Genomic DNA, 15,683 nt, shown 5'->3' on the forward strand with positions numbered 1-15,683 from the left:
CTAATCCAATTAGTGATTTAGCATGGCCGTCCGCCGCCGGCCGGCGGCCATCACGAGGCGCTCCCCGTTCGCCGGGCCCTCCGGTCGGCGGCCCGATCCCGAGGAGCAGCCCATGCGCACCTGGCCCGCCCGCAGATGGGTCGTGGCAGTCGCGGTCACAGTGATCGCCGCACTCGTCATCGGCGTGCCGACGGGCGTGGTGCCGACCCCCTTCTACACGCGGATGACTCCGGTGTTGTGGTGGAACTACCCGGTGTGGCTGGTCAGTTCCGTGCTGGAGGGGCTCCTGGTGGCCACGTACGTCCGTATCGGCCCGGCCGACGTCCCCGCGGCCGGGCCGCCCGAGCGTCCCCGTACCGTTCGCGCCCTCGGTGCGGGACTGCTGTCGGCGTTCGCGGTCGGCTGCCCGATCTGCAACAAACTCGTGGTGCTGGCCATCGGTGTCAGCGGCGCCCTGACGTTCTTCGCGCCGGTGCAGCCGGTGCTCGCCGTGGCTTCGGTTGCCCTGCTCGTCCATGCGCTGGTCCGGCGGCTGCGCACCGCGAACGTCTGCGCAGTGCCTTCGTGAGGGCCGCTTCACCGCGCGTGGCCCGCCCCGGTGCGGCCACGCTCCGGTCCTGGGCGGCGGCCTCCTCCGGTGGGCTGCTTCTCTACGCCTCGTTCCCGCCGGTCGGGTGGTGGTTCCTGGCCCCGCTCGGTCCGGCTCTGCTGATCCTGGCGGTGCGCGGACGGCGCGCCCGGTCCGCCTTCGCCGCTGGCGGGATCTTCGGCATCGCCTTCCTCGCCCCGCTGATCGTCTGGCTGGCGAACCTCGGTCTGGTCCCGTGGCTCACCCTCACGGCCATCCAGGCCATAGTCTTCGCACTCGCCGCGATGCCGCTGCCCCGCTTGATCGCGCTGCCGGGCTGGCCGCTGTACACCGCCGCGTGGTGGGTGGCCCTGGAGGCGGTACGCGGCCGGGCTCCGCTCGGCGGCTTCCCCTGGGGACGGCTGGCCTTCGGGCAGGCGGATGCCCCCTATGCCGACTGGGCCGCTGTCGGCGGCGGCCCAGCCCTCTCCTTCGCCGTCGCGTTCCTGGGATCGCTCCTGGTGTACGGCCTGACGGAGTGGCGCGGCGGCCGCCGGCACATCAGCGCGGCCGTATGCCTCGGCATGGCCACCCTGATCGCGACACCGCTCGCCCTCCCTGCCCCGGGGACATCCGGGCCGAGCGCCGTGGTCGCCGTCGTCCAGGGCAACGTCGAACGCGAGCGCACGCTTCAGGAGCAGGCCCGGGTGCGCAACGTCGCACAGAACCACGCCCGCGAGACCAAGGCCCTGGCCGACGCCGTACGCCGCGGCGAGGTCCCGCGGCCGGATGTCGTCCTGTGGCCGGAGAACTCCCTCGACGGCGACCCGGGACGCGATCCGGAGCTCGGCTCCCTCGTCGCCGACTCGGTCCGCGAACTGGACAGCCCCCTCCTCATCGGCGCCATGCTGGAAGCCCCCCGCGCCCGGGCCTACAACGCCGGTCAGCTGTGGCTGCCCGGCCAGGGCCCGGTCTCCTGGTACGCCAAGCGCCAGCTCGTCCCCTTCGGCGAGTACATCCCGGCCCGCTCGCTCCTCGGCGGCCTCGGCGCGCTCCAGCTCATCCCCCGCGACCTCCTGCCCGGTACTTCCACGGCCCCGCTGGCGGCCGGGCGGGTACTGCTCGGTGACGTGATCTGCTACGAGATCGCGTACGACGACCGGGTCCGCGACACCGTACGGGCGGGCGCCAACCTCCTCGTCGTCCAGACGAACAACGCGACGTACGAGCGCGGTCTCCAGGCCGGGCAGTCCGAGCAGCAGCTGGCGATGGCCCGCATCCGCGCGATCGAGTACGGACGGGCGGTCGCCCTCGCCTCGACGAGCGGGGTGAGCGCCGTCGTCGGGCCGGACGGACAGGTCATGGACCGGCTGGGGACCTGGCGTGGCGGCCACCTGGTGGAGCGGGTGCCGCTCGCTTCGGGGCTCACCCTCTCCGAGTGGCTCGGTGTGTGGCCCGAGGTGCTGCTGGGGGCGCCCGTTCTCGTCGGTCTGGCGCTCTCGCTGCGTCGCTCGCGGCGCGCCGCAGCCGCAGCTCAGGCGCCTGCTTCCAGGCCCGAGCATGACCAACCGTTTACTAAGCTACTTAGCTGAATCTCTTATAGTGCAGGTATGGAACTCGCCGCACTGCCCAGCCCGTCGACCGGAGTCCTGTACCTGGGCCCGGTCCCGCTCAGGGCGTACGCCTTCTGCATCATCCTGGGCGCCTTCGTCGCCGTCTGGCTCGGCACGCGCCGCTGGGTGGCGCGCGGCGGCAAGAAGGAGACGATCGCGGACATCGCCATCTGGGCGGTGCCCTTCGGGCTCGTCGGTGGCCGCCTGTACCACGTGATCACCAGCCCGGACGCGTACTTCGGGGAGGGCGGCGAGCCCATCAAGGCCCTGTACATCTGGGAGGGCGGCCTCGGTATCTGGGGCGCCATCGCGCTGGGCGGCCTGGGCGCGTGGATCGGGTGCCGCCGGCACGGGGTTCCGTTCCCCGCGTACGCGGACGCGGTCGCGCCCGGCATCGCGCTCGCGCAGGCGATCGGGCGTTGGGGCAACTGGTTCAACCAGGAGCTCTTCGGCCGCCCCACCTCCCTCCCCTGGGGCCTGGAGATCTCTCCCGACAAGCGGCCCGAAGGCTACGAGAACGTGGCGACGTTCCACCCCACCTTCCTCTACGAGTCGCTGTGGGACGTGGGCGTCGCGGTGCTGGTCATCTGGGCCGGAGCGCGCTTCGCCCTCGGTCACGGGCGGACCTTCGCGCTCTACGTGGCCGCCTACACCGCGGGCCGGTTCTGGATCGAGTACCTGCGGATCGACGAGGCGCACCAGTTCCTGGGCCTGCGGCTGAACAACTGGACCTCGATCGTGGTGTTCGCCGGCGCCGTCACCTACCTGGTGATCTCGGCCCGTCGGCGCCCCGGCATGGAGGACATCGCGCAGAACGACACCGGGGCGGACGCCCCCGCGGCAGAGAAGGCGAGCGCATGAGCGGCAGCAACAGCATCAAGCACAGCAAGCTCAAGATCGGGAAGGTGCACACCCGGTCCGTGCCCAACAGGATCTTCGGATGGTCCCTGTTCGGGCTGAGCCTGGTGGTCATCGTGGTGAACTGGATAGAGGAGTTCAGCGAGTTGGAAGTGCTCCCCGGCGGCCACTCCTTCTTCTACCTGGGGGGCGGCATTGTCGCGGCCGCCATCGGACTCTGGAGGGCGGGCGTCATGGACGCCAAGTCGTAGCCGGAGCAGACCTTGCCCACACCCCGAACAGCGTGGCTCTCTTGTGTGTGGCGACCCCGTGGCCAGGGCCGCTCGCCTGCCGCCTGGGGGATGGGCGACTGGCCCCAGCGTCCACACAACGGCCCTCTCGTCGGACCGCCGACGGACGACCGAGGTCACATCCGCGTCAACCGGCGCAGGGCGAGGGCGAGTTCGCCGAGCCTCGCGTCGCGGGGTCTTCCGGGTCCGAACGGGCTGCGGTCAGCAGGCAGTTCCTGGCGTGGTCGTCGAGCAGGCCCAGGGCGACCTCCTGAAGCGCCCGGGTGACGGCGCCGATCTGGGTGAGGACGTCGATGCAGTACCGGTCCTCGTCGACCATGCGCGCCACCCCGCGCACCTGGCCCTCGATCTTGTGCAGCCGGGACAGGTGATCGGCCTTCTGGCTGTGGTGCCCCGTTCGGACACCCGCGGGCGGAGACCGCGACCGGAGGCTGTAGTCATCGCCGTGCGCCGCCTCTCCGTCTCTCCGCGTGACCTGCGCTGTCGGTGGTGGGCGAGCCAGGCGGCGGCGATCAGGGCGGTTCCTGCCGCGAGGAACAGCCATGCCCTGGGGGTGCCCGCGGTGGTGCCGGTGGCGGCCGTGCCCCGCCTGCGGCGATCAGCGCGCCGCCGCAGCACAGACCGATCAGGGACAGCCCGGTCCCGAGCAACGTGACCACTGTGCCCAGCGCGGCAAGGGCGGCCGTGAGCGGTCGGCCCGCGATCCGGTGGGCCAGGCCGCCCGTCTGGTTGGAGTTGGCGGGCGCGGCGCTCATCGGACGCTTCCTGGTGCGGTTCTGCGAGGGCGGGTCAGCAGCAGGGGCCGTCGGATTCCCGTTGCTGGTCGGAAGGGCGGCAGCCGGGACGGGCTGCGGCACGTCGTCGTGCGCGTGGACGGTGCGCTGTTCCGAGAGCGAAGGCGGTGGCGGAGCACACGTGCGGTCACGGCGAGACCAATGATCGCTGCGGACACGGCAACGAGGATGGTATGGGCCTGGATCCAGGTGGAGACCGTGGCGGAAAAGCGGGCCAGGCCCCCCGAACTGGTGGCAGTGCCGTTGGTGGCTGTCGGGTACCAGTACCAGGCCAGGTGGGCGCCGGTGGCGACGAGGACGGCGGCGGTGACGCGGGGGCCGTAGCGGGCGATCATCAGCAGGGCGACGCCGAGCCCGGCGGTGGCCGTGCCGGCGCCGGAGGCCTCCCTGCTGCGGCCGGGGGCCGGTGGGTCGCAGGCATGGGCGGGGTGCTCCTTGCGGGTCTCAGCCCTAGTTGCCGGGGATACGGGTGCAGCAGGTCAGGGCGGCGGCGTTGTCCGCGGCCAGCGAACGGGCCAGGACGACCAGGTCCGCCACGCGCGGGTCGCCGACGGAGTAGCGCAGCTTCTTGCCGTCCCGGCGGGCGGTGACGTAGCCGCAGTCCACGAGACAGGACAGGTGCACCGAGACGCGCGGCTGGGAGATTCCGGCGTGCTCGACGCACTCGGCACTGGTGCGCTCGCCGCGCAGGATGAACTCCAGCAGCTTCAGCCGGGTGGGGTCCGACAGGGCGCGGAAGAACTTGGCCACCGTGTCCAGATGGGTGCAGGGCACCTCATCGGCAGCCGACGCCGCCGGGGCGGGGGTGTTAAGGCGCTGGGGCATACGGGTGGCCTCCACAACTGGAACTATTCGCATGTCCGTATAGTATGGCGGCAATGAGATATTCGGCAAGACGCATAGCAGCGGGCCTGGAATCCCGGGCTCCGCAGGAGAAGGCGGCATCGTGACCACGACGGAATCCGGCTACGACCTGGCGGTCATCGGCTCCGGCTCGGCGGCGTTCGCCGCCGCCATCGCCGCCACCAATCAGGGCAGGCGGGTGGTGATGGTCGAGCGCGGGACCACCGGCGGTACCTGCGTCAACGTCGGCTGCGTGCCGTCCAAGGCGCTGCTGGCCGCCGCCGAGGCCCGCCACGGCGCCGCTGCGGCGGGACGGTTCCCCGGACTCGCCCCGGCCGACGTCCCGGTCGGCTTCCCGGCGCTGATCGGCGGCAAGGACGCCCTGGTCGCACAGTTGCGCACGGAGAAGTACACCGACCTGGCCGCCGACTACGGCTTCGAGATTGTGCACGGCACCGCCACCTTCACCGGGACCACCGAGGCCCCGGCCTTGGACGTCGCGCTGAACGGCGGTGGCGCCCGCCGGATCAAGGCCGCGCACTACCTGATCGCGACCGGCTCCGCCCCCTGGGCCCCGCCCGTCGACGGCCTGGAGGAGGCGGGATACCTGACCTCCACCACGGCGATGGAGCTCGACGCGCCGCCGGAGTCGATGGTGGTGGCCGGCGGGAACGCGGTCGGCCTGGAGCAGGCCCAGCTCTTCGCCCGCCTCGGCACCCGCGTGAGTGTCGTCGAGGCCCTGGACCGGCTGGCCCCGTTCGAGGAACCCGAAGTCTCCGCCGCGATCGAGGAGGTCTTCGCCGACGAGGGCATCGCCGTGCACACCGGCGCCGCGCTGGCCGCCGTCCGGCGTGACGAGCACGGCTACACCGTCACCGCCCGCCGCGGCGAAGCCCTCACCGAGCTGCGGGCCGAGCAGCTGCTGATCGCCACCGGCCGCCGCCCGGTCACTGCGGGGCTGAACCTCGACACCGTGGGGGTGAAGACCGGGACGCGCGGCGAAGTCGTCGTCGACGACCACCAGCACACCACCAACGAGCGGATCTGGGCCGCAGGGGACGTCGCTGGAGGCCCGCAGTTCGTGTACGTCGCCGCCGCCCAGGGCACCCTGGCCGCCGACAACGCCCTCGCCGGGGCGGGCCGCACCCTGGACTACACCGCGCTGCCCCGGGTCACCTTCACCAGCCCGGCCATCGCCGCGGTGGGGATGACCGACGCCCAGGTGGCCGAGGCCGGGCTGCGCTGCGACTGCCGCACCCTGCCGCTTCAGCATGTGCCCCGCGCTCTGGCCAACAGGGACACCCGCGGCCTGGTCAAACTCGTCGCCGACGCCGACACCGGTCGCGTGCTCGGCGTCCACGTGATCGCCGACGGCGCCGGCGACCTCATCACCGCCGCCACCTACGCGATCACCGCCGGGATGACCGTCGACCAGCTCGCCCACACCTGGGCCCCGTACCTGACCATGGCCGAAGCCCTCAAGCTCGCCGCCCAGACCTTCACCAGCGATGTCGTCAAGCTCTCCTGCTGCGCCGGCTGAGAGCGCCCTGACCGATGCGGAGGCGTTCATGGGTGCGAAGCGAGCCCGGCCGATGACGGTCGGAGAGCTCTCCCGCCGCACCGGCGTGACCGTCAAGGCCCTGCGTGAGTACACCGACCTCGGCCTGATCTACACCCTCGGCCGCAGCCCGGCCAACTACCGCCTGTACGACACCGACGCCCTGTGGTGCGTGCGGTTCATCGGCGAACTGCGCGGCCTCGGGCTGACCGTCGCCGAGATCCGTGAGCTGACCGCCGCCGGGGAGGACGGCGCCGGGCGAGAGATCGGTTCGTATCTGGCCGAGCTGCTGCACCGCTCCCGCGAGCGGCTGCGGGAGCGCATCGCCGCCCAACAGCAGATCCTGGACCGCATCGAGAAGTTCGAGACCGAGCACCAGCAGCATCTCGCCGAGGGCGACCTGTGCTGGGCCGGTGATCCGCGCGGCTGCGAGACGCGGGCTTGACCCTCACCCCTGGGGCAGACCCTACGGTCGGTGGCATCGGACCCATCCACGCACAGGGAAGGGAAGGGAAGGACCCGCTGTGGACACCGACACCCGCAAGCTCGCCACCCGCTTCACCGACACCGTCAACCGCGCCCCGGGCGTGAAGCTCTCGCTCCTGCGCCCCCTACTGACGTTGCTGGCAAGCGGTGAGCCGGTCACCCTCGACCAGCTCGCCGCCCAGGCCGACCGCACCGTGGACGAGATCCGTCAGGCACTGGCCGACATGCCCGACACCGAATACGACACCGCTGGCCGCATCATCGGCAACGGCCTCACCCACAACCCCACCCCGCACCGCTACCAGACCGGCGGCCGCACCCTCTACGCCTGGTGCGCCATGGACACCCTCGTCTTCCCGGCCATCATCGGCCACACCGCCCAGGTCACCTCCCCCTGCCGGGCCACCGGGGAACCGGTCCGCCTCACCGTGACCCCCGACGGACCCACGCACGTGGAGCCGACTACGGCCGTCGTCTCCGTGGTCACCCCCGACGCACCGACCTCGGTCCGCGCCGCCTTCTGCAACCAGGTCCACTTCTTCGCCGGCGCCGACGCCGCCAATGACTGGTTGGGCGAGCACCCCGACGCGCAGGTCTTGCCGGTCGCCGACGCCTTCGAGGTCGGACGGCCCATCATCGAGCAAGTCCTCGCCGGCAACGCCCAGGGCGGCTGCTGCTGAACCGGCCTCGCACCGCCCCGGCGGGCCATGCCCCGCCGGGGCGGGACAACCGGCATGCCCAGGGTGCGCCACTCCTGCCTGGCGGACGCCTACCCGGACTTCTTGACCATGGTCTTGCCGCAGCAGCACGTCGGGCTCTGCCGACCGGTGCAGGTCGGCGGGGCCGCCTTGGTCACGGTCAGCTCGCACCCGCATGCCGCATCGGGGCAGCGGTAGACCTCGCCTTCGCGGAACGGCATGGTCATCACCTCCCTCGTCACGCTCTCCATCCGTACGTGCCCGACGCTAGAACCTGACCCCTGGGGCAAGGTCAACACTGGGGGTAGGAGGTGGCGGACGTGACGCTGCGGGCACTGACCATCGGGCAGGCAGCCCAGGCCGCGGGACTGCCCCGCAAAGCGGTGCGGGTGTACGAGGCCAAGGGGCCGCGTTCATCTCGGCCATCGCCATGTACTTCCAGGTGCCCTCCGCCCGCGCCACCGACCGCCGCCTGGTGCTGGCCGGGAGGCTCCCGCCCACCGCACACCCTGCGCGAGCTGGAACACCGCGACCGCGGGCACCGGGAGGCGTCATGACCAGCCACCGCCCCGAACGTGCTGCCGCCGCCGGCCCGGAGACCGCCACACCACAGTCCGCTCGTCCTGGCCGGCTGCGGCGGGCCGTCGACGCGATCGACGAACGCATGGGCATCAAGGCGCTGGCCTGTCCGATGTCCGAGCACGCCAACAACCTGACCTGGAGCCTGGGCGGACTGACCGTCGTGTCCTTCGTGACGCTGCTGGTCACCGGGATCTACATCGCGCAGTTCTACTCACCGACCCCAAAGGACGCCAACCAGTCCGTGCGCGACCTGGTCACCGACGTCTGGCTTGGCTGCTTCGCCCGCGGCCTGCACTACTGGCCGGCGCAGGCGATGTTCGTCCTCGCCCTGCTGCACCTGCTCCGTGTCTTCTTCCACGCCTCTTTCAAGAAGCCGCGCGAGGGCAACTGGATCACCGGCAGCGCCATGTTCCTGCTCACCTTCCTCGCGATCTTCACTGCACGGTCATCCAGTGGGACCAGGAAGGGTACGAGGCGCTGGTCCACAACCTGGACGTCGCCAAGCTGCTCGGCGGCGCCGGCATCTGATTCGCCCCCGAGTTCACCGACCGGGTGCCGATCGTGCTGCGCCCGTACACCGTGCACGCGGTCATCGGCCCCGGGCTGATCGTGCTGCTCCTCGTGTGGCACGCGCTGCTCGTCAAGCGGTATCGAGATCACCCGCCCGCTGTGGATGTTCTGGTGGTACTTCCCCCTGGAGGAATGGTTCGGAGTCGCCTCCATCGCCTACGTCATCGCCGGCGTCTTCGGACTGATCTTCCTGGTGCCCTTCCTCGACCGCGGCCCGAAACGCCTCTGGCGGGAGCGGAAGACGGCCACGGCCACCGCTGTCGTCCTGCTTCTCGTACTGGCCGCCATCACCGTCAACGTGTGGGTCAACAACCCCAAGGGGCACTGATGTACGCCGCCGACCCGCGGCGCGCCCCGCGCTGGTTCTGGACCCTGCTCGCCCTCGCCGTACTCGCGATGGGCGACCTCTACCAGGGCCTGCGCGCCGCGCCAGGTCCCGGAACCGGCCTCCTCGTGGCGGGCAGCGCCCTCGTCCTCATCTCGTCCACCGTCCAGGCCGCCCGGATCCTGACCGCACTTACCGGCCCGCCCCGGCTCCACGCACACCGGAGTCATCACCCCACGGACGTGCGCCGAGAGTAGCGGGCGAGCCGCGCACTCGCACAGGAATACTAAAACCATTAGTTTGTGGGCAAGGGCCACGGGCGATGCTCCCCACGCATCCCCGTCACTCGAAGGAGGAGTGCCCGTGCAGCATCACGCGGATCGTCCGACGGATCACCGCAAGGAGCGCAGCACGGCTGTGCTCGAACTGGGCGGGCTTCGCTGGGCGTCCCAGCAGAACGTCGCCGCCTCCGTCCTGGGGCGCCGACCAGGGGTGCTGGAGGTCGAGGTCAATCCGGTGTCGGAGACGGCGAACGTGGTCTTCGACCCGAACCTCACCTCGCTGGCCGAGCTGCGCCGCTGGGTGGAGGAGTGCGGCTACCACTGCGCTGGCCAGTCCGTTCCGGCCCACCTGTGCGATCCGATGGCCGAACCGGACCCGCCGCATCCCCACGCAACGCACGGCCACGTGGGCCATGAGGGGCATACGGCGGTCACCGAGCCGCCGACTCCCCCTGCTCACGCGGAACATGTCACCCACGCCGAGCACGAGGCGCACGCCGCACCGGAGGCGATGCCCTCTCCGCACGAGGTGATGGGCCACGGCGGGCACGAGGGCATGTCGATGGCGGCGATGGTGGCGGACATGCGCAACCGCTTCCTCGTCGCCGTGCTCTTCTCCATCCCCATCGTCATCTGGTCACCGATCGGCGAGGACGTCTTCGGACTCGACGTACCGGTCCCGTTCGGCCTGCGCGAAGACGTGTGGGCACTCCTGCTCAGCCTGCCGGTGATCTTCTACTCGTGCACGATCTTCTTCGACGGCGCCGTACGCGCGCTCCGCGCCCGCACCCTGGACATGATGGTGCTGGTCGCGGTCGCCGTGGGCTCCGGTTGGCTGTACTCGCTGATCGTCACGCTCACAGGCGGCGGCGACGTCTTCTACGAGGCGGCCACCGTGCTGGCCTCCTTCGTGCTGCTCGGCCACTGGTTCGAGATGCGCGCCCGCGGCGGCGCCAACGACGCCATCCGCACCCTGCTCAACCTGGCCCCGCCCAAGGCACTGGTGCTGCGCGACGGCGAGCCGGTCGAGATACCCACCGCCGAGGTCCTCGTCGGTGACCTGCTGCTGGTCCGCCCCGGCGCGAAGATCGCCGTCGACGGGGTCGTGGAGGAGGGCGAGAGCGAGGTCGACGAGTCGATGGTCACCGGCGAGAGCCTGCCGGTGCACAAGGCTCCCGGCTCCCAGGTCGTCGGCGCGACCATCAACGCCAACGGCACCCTGCGCGTGCGGGCCACCAAAGTCGGCGCCGACACCGCGCTCGCCCAGATCGTCCAGCTGGTGCAACAGGCCCAGAACTCCAAAGCCCCTGGACAGCGGCTCGCCGACCGGGCCGCCTTCTGGCTGGTCTTCGTCGCGCTGATCGGCGGAGCCGCGACCCTGGCCGTCTGGCTGCTGGCCACCGACCGCTCGCTCGGCACGGCCATGCTGTTCGCCATCACGGTCGTGGTCGTCACCTGCCCCGACGCCCTGGGTCTGGCCACCCCCACCGCGATCATGGTCGGTACCGGGCTGGGCGCCCAGCGGGGCGTGCTGTTCAAGAACGCCGTCGGCCTGGAAACCTCGGCACGTATCCAGACCGTCGTCATGGACAAGACCGGGACCCTGACCAAGGGCGAACCCGAGGTGACCGATGTGGTCACCGTCGACGGGACGGCTGAGAGCGAACTGCTGCGGCTGGTGGCCGCGGTGGAACGGGAGTCCGAGCACCCGCTGGCCGAGGCCGTCGTCCGGTACGCCGAGGCCCACGGCGTGGACGCGGTGCGCGCCGAGCGGTTCGAGAACGTCCCCGGGCACGGCGCCATCGCCGACGTCGACGGTCACCGCGTGGTGGTCGGCAACCGCCGCCTGGCCGAGCGTGAGGGCATCGACCTGGGCGAACTCGACCAGCTCCGCAAGGAGTTGGCCACCACCGGCCGCACCGTCGTCACCGCCGCCGTAGACGGCCGCGCCGCCGGTCTCATCGGCATCGCCGACGCGCCCCGGGAGACCTCCCGGCAAGCCGTGGCCGAACTGCACGCCCTGGGCGTCGAGGTGGTCATGCTCACCGGCGACAACCAGGCCACCGCCGACCGCATCGCCGAACAGCTCGGCATCGACACCGTCATCGCCGAGGTCCTCCCCGGCGACAAGGCCGCCAAGGTCGCCGAACTCCAGGCGAGCGGCCGCAAGGTCGCCATGGTCGGCGACGGCGTCAACGACGCCCCCGCCCTGGCCCAGGCCGACCTCGGCATCGCCATCGGCGCCGGCACCGACGTCGCCATCGAGACCGCCGACCTCGTACTGATGCGCTCCGACCCCCTCGACGTTCCCACCGCCCTGCGCATCGGCCGCGGCACCCTGCGCAAGATGCGCCAGAACCTCGCCTGGGCCATCGGCTACAACTCCATCGCCCTGCCCATCGCCGCCGGCGTCTTCGAACCCGCCATCGGCCTGGTCCTGCGCCCCGAGATCGCCGCCCTGTCCATGTCCGGCTCCAGCATCATCGTCGCCGTCAACGCCCTCGCCCTCAAACGGCTGCGGCTGCCCGAAGCACCCACTCCGCCCGCCGAACCCGCGCCGCGTACACCCGTGGCTCCGACAACGGCCCACAGCTCCTGATGGGAACTGCCGAGTCGGAGAGACTCGGTGCCGTAGGAGTCGGACGGCAGTCGTTCAAGACGCGGTGCGTGCTCCGCGACAGCGTCACCTGCTGGAGAGTCTGCCGGGTAAAACCGGTCGCCCTGTGCGGCTTCGAGTTCGCGCGGTACGTCGGCAGTGTGCACTGTTCGTGGACGCCGCACCTGCGCGCGGCCGGCACTTCGCCCGGCTGCGACCTTCACCAGCTGGTCAGAGCTGCGGTGGGCGGTCGCCGGGCTCACTGGCGGAACCGGACAGCTGCAGACCGATGACCCCGACGATCACCAACGTGATCGAGAGGATCTTGAAGGGGGAGACCAGGTCGCCGAGGAAGGCCATGCCGTAGACCGCCGTGCCCGACGCGCCGATGCCGGTCCACACCGCGTACGCGGGGCCGACATCCAGCTTCTTCAGCGAGAGCGTCAGCAGACCGAAGCTGGCCAGCGCGAAAACGCAGAACCCGATGGTCGGCCAGAGCCGGGTGAAGCCGTCGGACAGCTTGAGGCTCACCGCGAAGCCGGTCTCGAACAGTCCGGCGACGATGACGAGCAGCCACGCCATGGCCATGTGCGAGCACCTCCACGCCTCGGGTCGGCAGGTCCAGCGACCGCCGCGCCGACCGGGTTCATCGTCTCGCGCGAGTATGCACTGGCCGGCCGCGGTTGTCGGCGACCCCGGGGCTCAGTCACGCTCGCGCCGTTCCCAGCCGGCGAGCAGCCGCCACGAGTACGACATTGACGCTCCGACTGTGCGCACAGCCGCTCCGGGCCCGCCGGAATCTCCTGCCGCGCTCCGGACGCCGGGCCGCGACGGCCAGTTGGCCTGGGGTGACCAGGCCCGACCCAGGTGCCGGCCGCGCGCAGGTGCGTCGTCACCGTGCGGCTCAGGACGCCAGGGGCGTCGACGGTACGTGGCAGTGTTGCCGACGACGTCGTACGCGAGGCCGCGAAAGGGCGGTTCGGCCGCCTGAGCGCCGGTGACGCCACCCGGGGCGTACCGTGCACTGCTGCTCCGCCCGCTCGGGGTGTCTCCGGCAGGTCGCACGGCCGCGTCCGCAATGCCGTGGAAGAGGCCTGGCCCGGGCCGGGGTTGCGCGCGGTCAGTGCAGGCCCGTACTCATCAACAGCTCCGCCCTGCCCTGCTGACGGATCTCCAGCACCACCAAGGCCCGGCCGAAGGTGATCCACCCCGCTCCCGGCCGTACGCGCAGCACCAGCCGGCGGCCCACGGCGGCCCCGGCCACCAGGCGGGCCACAACGGCGACCGCGACCAGCGGGAAGGCCCCGTCGTCCAGGGTGACCAGGAGGTCGTAGCGTACGCCGGAGGCCACTTGGAGCGTGTCGGCGGTGACCGGCTCGGCGGAGAAGCCTCTGAGGCTGAGCGGCGAGATCACCGCGCGGGTTGCGGCCCGGTTCCGGGGGCGAACGGATGGCGAGGAACGGCAGGTCCCGATCCCCGCTTGAGGGCGCGGGAGTCAGGCGAGACAGGCAGGCCCCGGGGATGGGCTCAGCCTAGCGTGATCCAGCCGTCCGGGATCCAGCCCTCCGCGTAGCCCTGGAGGAAGAGGTCGAGGTCGGCGATCGCCAGGTGCGTCATCTGTGCGGCGGCGTCGCCGTGCAGAAGCCACACCAGTTGCGCGCCGTCCCCCGGGGCGTGGAGGTCACCCCGCGCGGCGGCATGCGTGGTGAACAGGCGGCGTTCTGCCCGCTGTTGTGCTGAGTTGCCCGGCGCGACAGCGGGGATCCGGCCGGTGACCTTGCCGAATCGGAGCGCACCGGCAGGGGCCATCGCCCCAGCGAGGCGGTCGGCCGCCTGCCGGTACGGCTCGTCCGCCCGGCGCCGGGTGGCCGGCAGGTCCAGCCGCCGGCCGCCGCCTGGAGCGTCGCGGCGGATCAGCGCGATGCGGTGCGCGGGGTCGAAACAGGCCAGGAGAACGTCGCAGCCACAGCACCCACCCGGTGCATACATGCACATGACGTGAGCGTAGGGGCAGCTCCCGGCGCCGCGCGCGTCCAGGCGGGCAGGCGGGGGGATGCGCCACCCGCGCGGCGGCACGGAGCCCGTCAGTCAGCGGCGACGGAGTGGGGCAGTGCCGCAAGGCCGGGCCAGATCTGGAAGCCGAGGGCGGCCTCCAGGCGGGCGAGGGTGCCGAGGTCGGGCAGCACCTTGCCGTTGACGACCCGGCTGATGGTGGAGTGGGTAATTCCCGTAGCCTCGGCTAGGGTCCGCAGGCTCTGCCCGGTGGAGGCGAGGGCGCGTTCGATGTTGCGGGCGAGGGCCTGGCCGTAGTGGGCGCTGACGGGAGCGTCGGGGGCGAGAGCGGCATGTGGCCAGATGCCTGAAGCGACGTAGTCGCGCGGCACCTTGTCGTTACTGCTCCGGGGCATGCCTGGATCATCCCACGCGCCCGTGTGCTGCCAGTCCTCGCTGCGGGGCGCCGCGGCGCCCACTCTCATCGTTCGGTGCATACATACACCACATACACCATTCGCGGCGGGATGGCACCCACCCGCACCGACACATCACCTCCCTCGCACTTTCGAGCGACCGCGGGACGCCGCCGAGCCCCGGGCAGGGCGATGGGCGAGAGGACGGCCCTGGCCCCTTTCTGCCCGCCGGGGCCTTTCACTCCTGTGCGCCCCCTCCCGTTCTGCGCAGATGCCGCTGACGCTGGGTAACTGAGGTCTCGGAAAGAAAGCGCAGGCCAAGGAGCGTGGGACGTGCGGGGTATCACCGAATGCCGATGACTGAGATCCCTCTTTCGGATTCCGTTCGAATTTATCCCCCTCTTTCCCCTGGGGTCGCGGCTGGGGTATTTCAGGAGAATCCCTATCGGGCTGAGGTGCTGCTGGATACGCTCATTGCGGATTCCGGATCCGGGAATTGAGGGGAGGTTCTTTCGTGCAGTCACGCGGAGCGCGGGCCGTCCTGACCGAGCTGAGGTCGCTGGCGGCCGACGACGAGGAGCGGCTCACGGCGGCGAAAGACCGCCTCGCCCGGGCTCAGGAGGAAATGGGGGCGGCCCAGAGTGCGTTCGACTCCGCGAGCACGCGGGCGGAGGTCTCCCAGCGGGTGGCGTGCGGCGCCGAGGAGTTGCTGGCCGACGCCGCGCAGATGTCCGATGACGTGCCGGAACCGCCCCCCACCCCGGATGCCGCTCAGCCCCCGGAGGCGAGCCGGGCACGGCCGACGCTCGCGCAGGAGATCCTCGCCTTCGTGCGCGGCCAGGAGCGCGGCGTACAGAGGTGGGAGATCGCGGCGCACCTGAGCGCCGTGCGCCCGGACATCAAACTCAGCGGGGCTGGGACCGGAACTGACCGAACTAGTGCGGGCGGGAGCGCTGGCCAGGGTCGCACGCGGTGTGTACGGGATCCCTCCGGCCAGGGGCGGTGATACCTAGCGGACGCCATATCCCACGCAGCACGTTAGAGGTACACACGCGAGTGCCGCCGAGGCCTAGTTCGGCGGCACTGGGACGCGCGGTTTTCTGGGCTCACGCATCGCCTTCACTATATGCACTTTTCGGTGTGCACGCGAGAGCCCGGAGTAAATTCGGCCCACCATGGGCCAGGAAATGGGCTCACCGTGTCATTCTTTTCG

20 protein-coding genes are annotated in these 15,683 nt (G+C 71.2%); 12 read left to right on the plus strand and 8 right to left on the minus strand.

All coding sequences use genetic code 11. From position 1 onward, the window contains the following. Nucleotides 1-112: 112 nt before the first annotated feature. Genes SZN_RS04645 through SZN_RS04660 form a run of 4 tightly spaced genes read left to right on the plus strand, consistent with a single transcriptional unit; the run spans nucleotide 113 to nucleotide 3,290 of the window. Nucleotides 113-568 carry a hypothetical protein gene (locus SZN_RS04645; protein ID WP_007491859.1) on the plus strand — a complete coding sequence of 152 codons (456 nt, stop codon included), beginning with the start codon at nucleotides 113-115 and terminating at the stop codon, nucleotides 566-568. Continuing rightward, entirely contained in the window at nucleotides 565-2,160 is a 1,596-nt protein-coding gene (lnt, locus tag SZN_RS04650; RefSeq protein WP_167546281.1) for an apolipoprotein N-acyltransferase, read from the plus strand. The genes SZN_RS04645 and lnt overlap by 4 nt, the downstream gene beginning before the upstream one ends. Before the next feature lie 18 nt (nucleotides 2,161-2,178). Then, nucleotides 2,179-3,042: a prolipoprotein diacylglyceryl transferase gene (lgt, locus tag SZN_RS04655; RefSeq protein ID WP_007491863.1), complete on the plus strand. Its 864-nt coding sequence runs from the start codon at nucleotides 2,179-2,181 to the stop codon at nucleotides 3,040-3,042. Continuing rightward, nucleotides 3,039-3,290: a hypothetical protein gene (locus SZN_RS04660; protein WP_007491865.1), complete on the plus strand. Its 252-nt coding sequence runs from the start codon at nucleotides 3,039-3,041 to the stop codon at nucleotides 3,288-3,290. Before lgt ends, SZN_RS04660 begins: the two co-directional genes overlap by 4 nt. 166 nt (nucleotides 3,291-3,456) lie before the next feature. Here SZN_RS04660 and SZN_RS42285 read toward each other — a convergent pair whose 3' ends face one another. The 3 genes from SZN_RS42285 to SZN_RS04675 all read right to left on the minus strand — a co-directional run bounded on the left by SZN_RS42285 (nucleotide 3,457) and on the right by SZN_RS04675 (nucleotide 4,948). Next, on the minus strand, nucleotides 3,457-3,648 hold the full coding sequence (locus tag SZN_RS42285; protein WP_244313292.1) for a metal-sensitive transcriptional regulator: 192 nt from the start codon (nucleotides 3,646-3,648) through the stop codon (nucleotides 3,457-3,459). Nucleotides 3,649-3,841: 193 nt separating this feature from the next. Then, the gene (locus tag SZN_RS41235; RefSeq protein WP_167546282.1) at nucleotides 3,842-4,084 is read right to left on the minus strand and encodes a hypothetical protein; all 243 of its coding nucleotides are present in this window, start codon (nucleotides 4,082-4,084) and stop codon (nucleotides 3,842-3,844) included. Between the two features lie 489 nt (nucleotides 4,085-4,573). Beyond that, the gene (locus SZN_RS04675) at nucleotides 4,574-4,948 is read right to left on the minus strand and encodes an ArsR/SmtB family transcription factor (RefSeq protein ID WP_050815002.1); all 375 of its coding nucleotides are present in this window, start codon (nucleotides 4,946-4,948) and stop codon (nucleotides 4,574-4,576) included. A 121-nt stretch (nucleotides 4,949-5,069) separates the two neighbouring features. Between SZN_RS04675 and merA the strand changes: the two genes are divergently transcribed. From merA to merB, 3 genes are all read left to right on the plus strand, one after another. Further along, the gene (gene merA / locus SZN_RS04680) at nucleotides 5,070-6,506 is read left to right on the plus strand and encodes a mercury(II) reductase (RefSeq protein WP_007491874.1); all 1,437 of its coding nucleotides are present in this window, start codon (nucleotides 5,070-5,072) and stop codon (nucleotides 6,504-6,506) included. 28 nt (nucleotides 6,507-6,534) lie between these two features. Continuing rightward, nucleotides 6,535-6,969: a MerR family transcriptional regulator gene (locus tag SZN_RS04685; protein WP_208865760.1), complete on the plus strand. Its 435-nt coding sequence runs from the start codon at nucleotides 6,535-6,537 to the stop codon at nucleotides 6,967-6,969. A 79-nt stretch (nucleotides 6,970-7,048) separates the two neighbouring features. Further along, the gene (gene merB / locus SZN_RS04690; RefSeq protein ID WP_007491878.1) at nucleotides 7,049-7,690 is read left to right on the plus strand and encodes an organomercurial lyase MerB; all 642 of its coding nucleotides are present in this window, start codon (nucleotides 7,049-7,051) and stop codon (nucleotides 7,688-7,690) included. Between the two features lie 89 nt (nucleotides 7,691-7,779). Here merB and SZN_RS41240 read toward each other — a convergent pair whose 3' ends face one another. Next, entirely contained in the window at nucleotides 7,780-7,950 is a 171-nt protein-coding gene (locus SZN_RS41240; RefSeq protein ID WP_167546279.1) for a hypothetical protein, read from the minus strand. A 311-nt stretch (nucleotides 7,951-8,261) separates the two neighbouring features. Here SZN_RS41240 and SZN_RS04695 point away from each other — a divergent pair, with 311 nt between their 5' ends. The 4 genes from SZN_RS04695 to SZN_RS04700 all read left to right on the plus strand — a co-directional run bounded on the left by SZN_RS04695 (nucleotide 8,262) and on the right by SZN_RS04700 (nucleotide 12,065). Next, on the plus strand, nucleotides 8,262-8,897 hold the full coding sequence (locus tag SZN_RS04695) for a cytochrome b N-terminal domain-containing protein (RefSeq protein ID WP_007491882.1): 636 nt from the start codon (nucleotides 8,262-8,264) through the stop codon (nucleotides 8,895-8,897). A gap of 66 nt (nucleotides 8,898-8,963) precedes the next feature. After that, nucleotides 8,964-9,188: a hypothetical protein gene (locus SZN_RS39635; RefSeq protein ID WP_007491884.1), complete on the plus strand. Its 225-nt coding sequence runs from the start codon at nucleotides 8,964-8,966 to the stop codon at nucleotides 9,186-9,188. Beyond that, nucleotides 9,188-9,442 (plus strand): hypothetical protein, encoded by a 255-nt coding sequence (locus SZN_RS37575; RefSeq protein WP_007491886.1) that lies wholly within the window; start codon nucleotides 9,188-9,190, stop codon nucleotides 9,440-9,442. Before SZN_RS39635 ends, SZN_RS37575 begins: the two co-directional genes overlap by 1 nt. A gap of 106 nt (nucleotides 9,443-9,548) precedes the next feature. Then, entirely contained in the window at nucleotides 9,549-12,065 is a 2,517-nt protein-coding gene (locus SZN_RS04700) for a heavy metal translocating P-type ATPase (protein ID WP_007491888.1), read from the plus strand. Nucleotides 12,066-12,293: 228 nt separating this feature from the next. Here SZN_RS04700 and SZN_RS04705 read toward each other — a convergent pair whose 3' ends face one another. The 4 genes from SZN_RS04705 to SZN_RS04720 form a co-directional block, all read right to left on the minus strand. Further along, nucleotides 12,294-12,644, minus strand: a complete 351-nt coding sequence (locus SZN_RS04705; RefSeq protein WP_043728274.1) for a DMT family transporter — start codon at nucleotides 12,642-12,644, stop codon at nucleotides 12,294-12,296. Nucleotides 12,645-13,182: 538 nt separating this feature from the next. Further along, a complete protein-coding gene (locus SZN_RS04710; RefSeq protein WP_007491890.1) occupies nucleotides 13,183-13,476 on the minus strand; it encodes a cupredoxin domain-containing protein in 294 nt (97 codons plus the stop codon). 113 nt (nucleotides 13,477-13,589) lie between these two features. Continuing rightward, nucleotides 13,590-14,057, minus strand: a complete 468-nt coding sequence (locus SZN_RS04715) for a hypothetical protein (protein WP_007491891.1) — start codon at nucleotides 14,055-14,057, stop codon at nucleotides 13,590-13,592. Nucleotides 14,058-14,146: 89 nt separating this feature from the next. Then, nucleotides 14,147-14,470: a helix-turn-helix domain-containing protein gene (locus SZN_RS04720; RefSeq protein WP_063741733.1), complete on the minus strand. Its 324-nt coding sequence runs from the start codon at nucleotides 14,468-14,470 to the stop codon at nucleotides 14,147-14,149. A gap of 938 nt (nucleotides 14,471-15,408) precedes the next feature. On the opposite strand from SZN_RS04720, the gene SZN_RS43430 reads away from it, so the two are divergent. Then, nucleotides 15,409-15,483 carry a hypothetical protein gene (locus SZN_RS43430; protein ID WP_425274410.1) on the plus strand — a complete coding sequence of 25 codons (75 nt, stop codon included), beginning with the start codon at nucleotides 15,409-15,411 and terminating at the stop codon, nucleotides 15,481-15,483. Nucleotides 15,484-15,683: the final 200 nt, after the last annotated feature.

The organism is Streptomyces zinciresistens K42 (assembly GCF_000225525.1).
Taxonomy (GTDB): domain Bacteria; phylum Actinomycetota; class Actinomycetes; order Streptomycetales; family Streptomycetaceae; genus Streptomyces; species Streptomyces zinciresistens.

Bases quoted from the DNA above. Each gene is read 5' to 3' on its own strand.
- SZN_RS04715 (WP_007491891.1), bottom strand. From the start codon at position 14,057: ATGTGCATGTATGCACCGGGTGGGTGCTGTGGCTGCGACGTTCTCCTG.
- SZN_RS04705 (WP_043728274.1), bottom strand. From the start codon at position 12,644: ATGGCGTGGCTGCTCGTCATCGTCGCCGGACTGTTCGAGACCGGCTTC.
- SZN_RS37575 (WP_007491886.1), top strand. From the start codon at position 9,188: ATGTACGCCGCCGACCCGCGGCGCGCCCCGCGCTGGTTCTGGACCCTG.
- SZN_RS42285 (WP_244313292.1), bottom strand. From the start codon at position 3,648: ATGGTCGACGAGGACCGGTACTGCATCGACGTCCTCACCCAGATCGGC.
- SZN_RS04685 (WP_208865760.1), top strand. From the start codon at position 6,535: ATGGGTGCGAAGCGAGCCCGGCCGATGACGGTCGGAGAGCTCTCCCGC.
- SZN_RS04695 (WP_007491882.1), top strand. From the start codon at position 8,262: ATGACCAGCCACCGCCCCGAACGTGCTGCCGCCGCCGGCCCGGAGACC.
- SZN_RS39635 (WP_007491884.1), top strand. From the start codon at position 8,964: ATGTTCTGGTGGTACTTCCCCCTGGAGGAATGGTTCGGAGTCGCCTCC.
- SZN_RS04720 (WP_063741733.1), bottom strand. From the start codon at position 14,470: ATGCCCCGGAGCAGTAACGACAAGGTGCCGCGCGACTACGTCGCTTCA.
- SZN_RS04660 (WP_007491865.1), top strand. From the start codon at position 3,039: ATGAGCGGCAGCAACAGCATCAAGCACAGCAAGCTCAAGATCGGGAAG.
- SZN_RS04645 (WP_007491859.1), top strand. From the start codon at position 113: ATGCGCACCTGGCCCGCCCGCAGATGGGTCGTGGCAGTCGCGGTCACA.
- SZN_RS41235 (WP_167546282.1), bottom strand. From the start codon at position 4,084: ATGAGCGCCGCGCCCGCCAACTCCAACCAGACGGGCGGCCTGGCCCAC.
- SZN_RS04675 (WP_050815002.1), bottom strand. From the start codon at position 4,948: ATGCCCCAGCGCCTTAACACCCCCGCCCCGGCGGCGTCGGCTGCCGAT.
- lgt (WP_007491863.1), top strand. From the start codon at position 2,179: ATGGAACTCGCCGCACTGCCCAGCCCGTCGACCGGAGTCCTGTACCTG.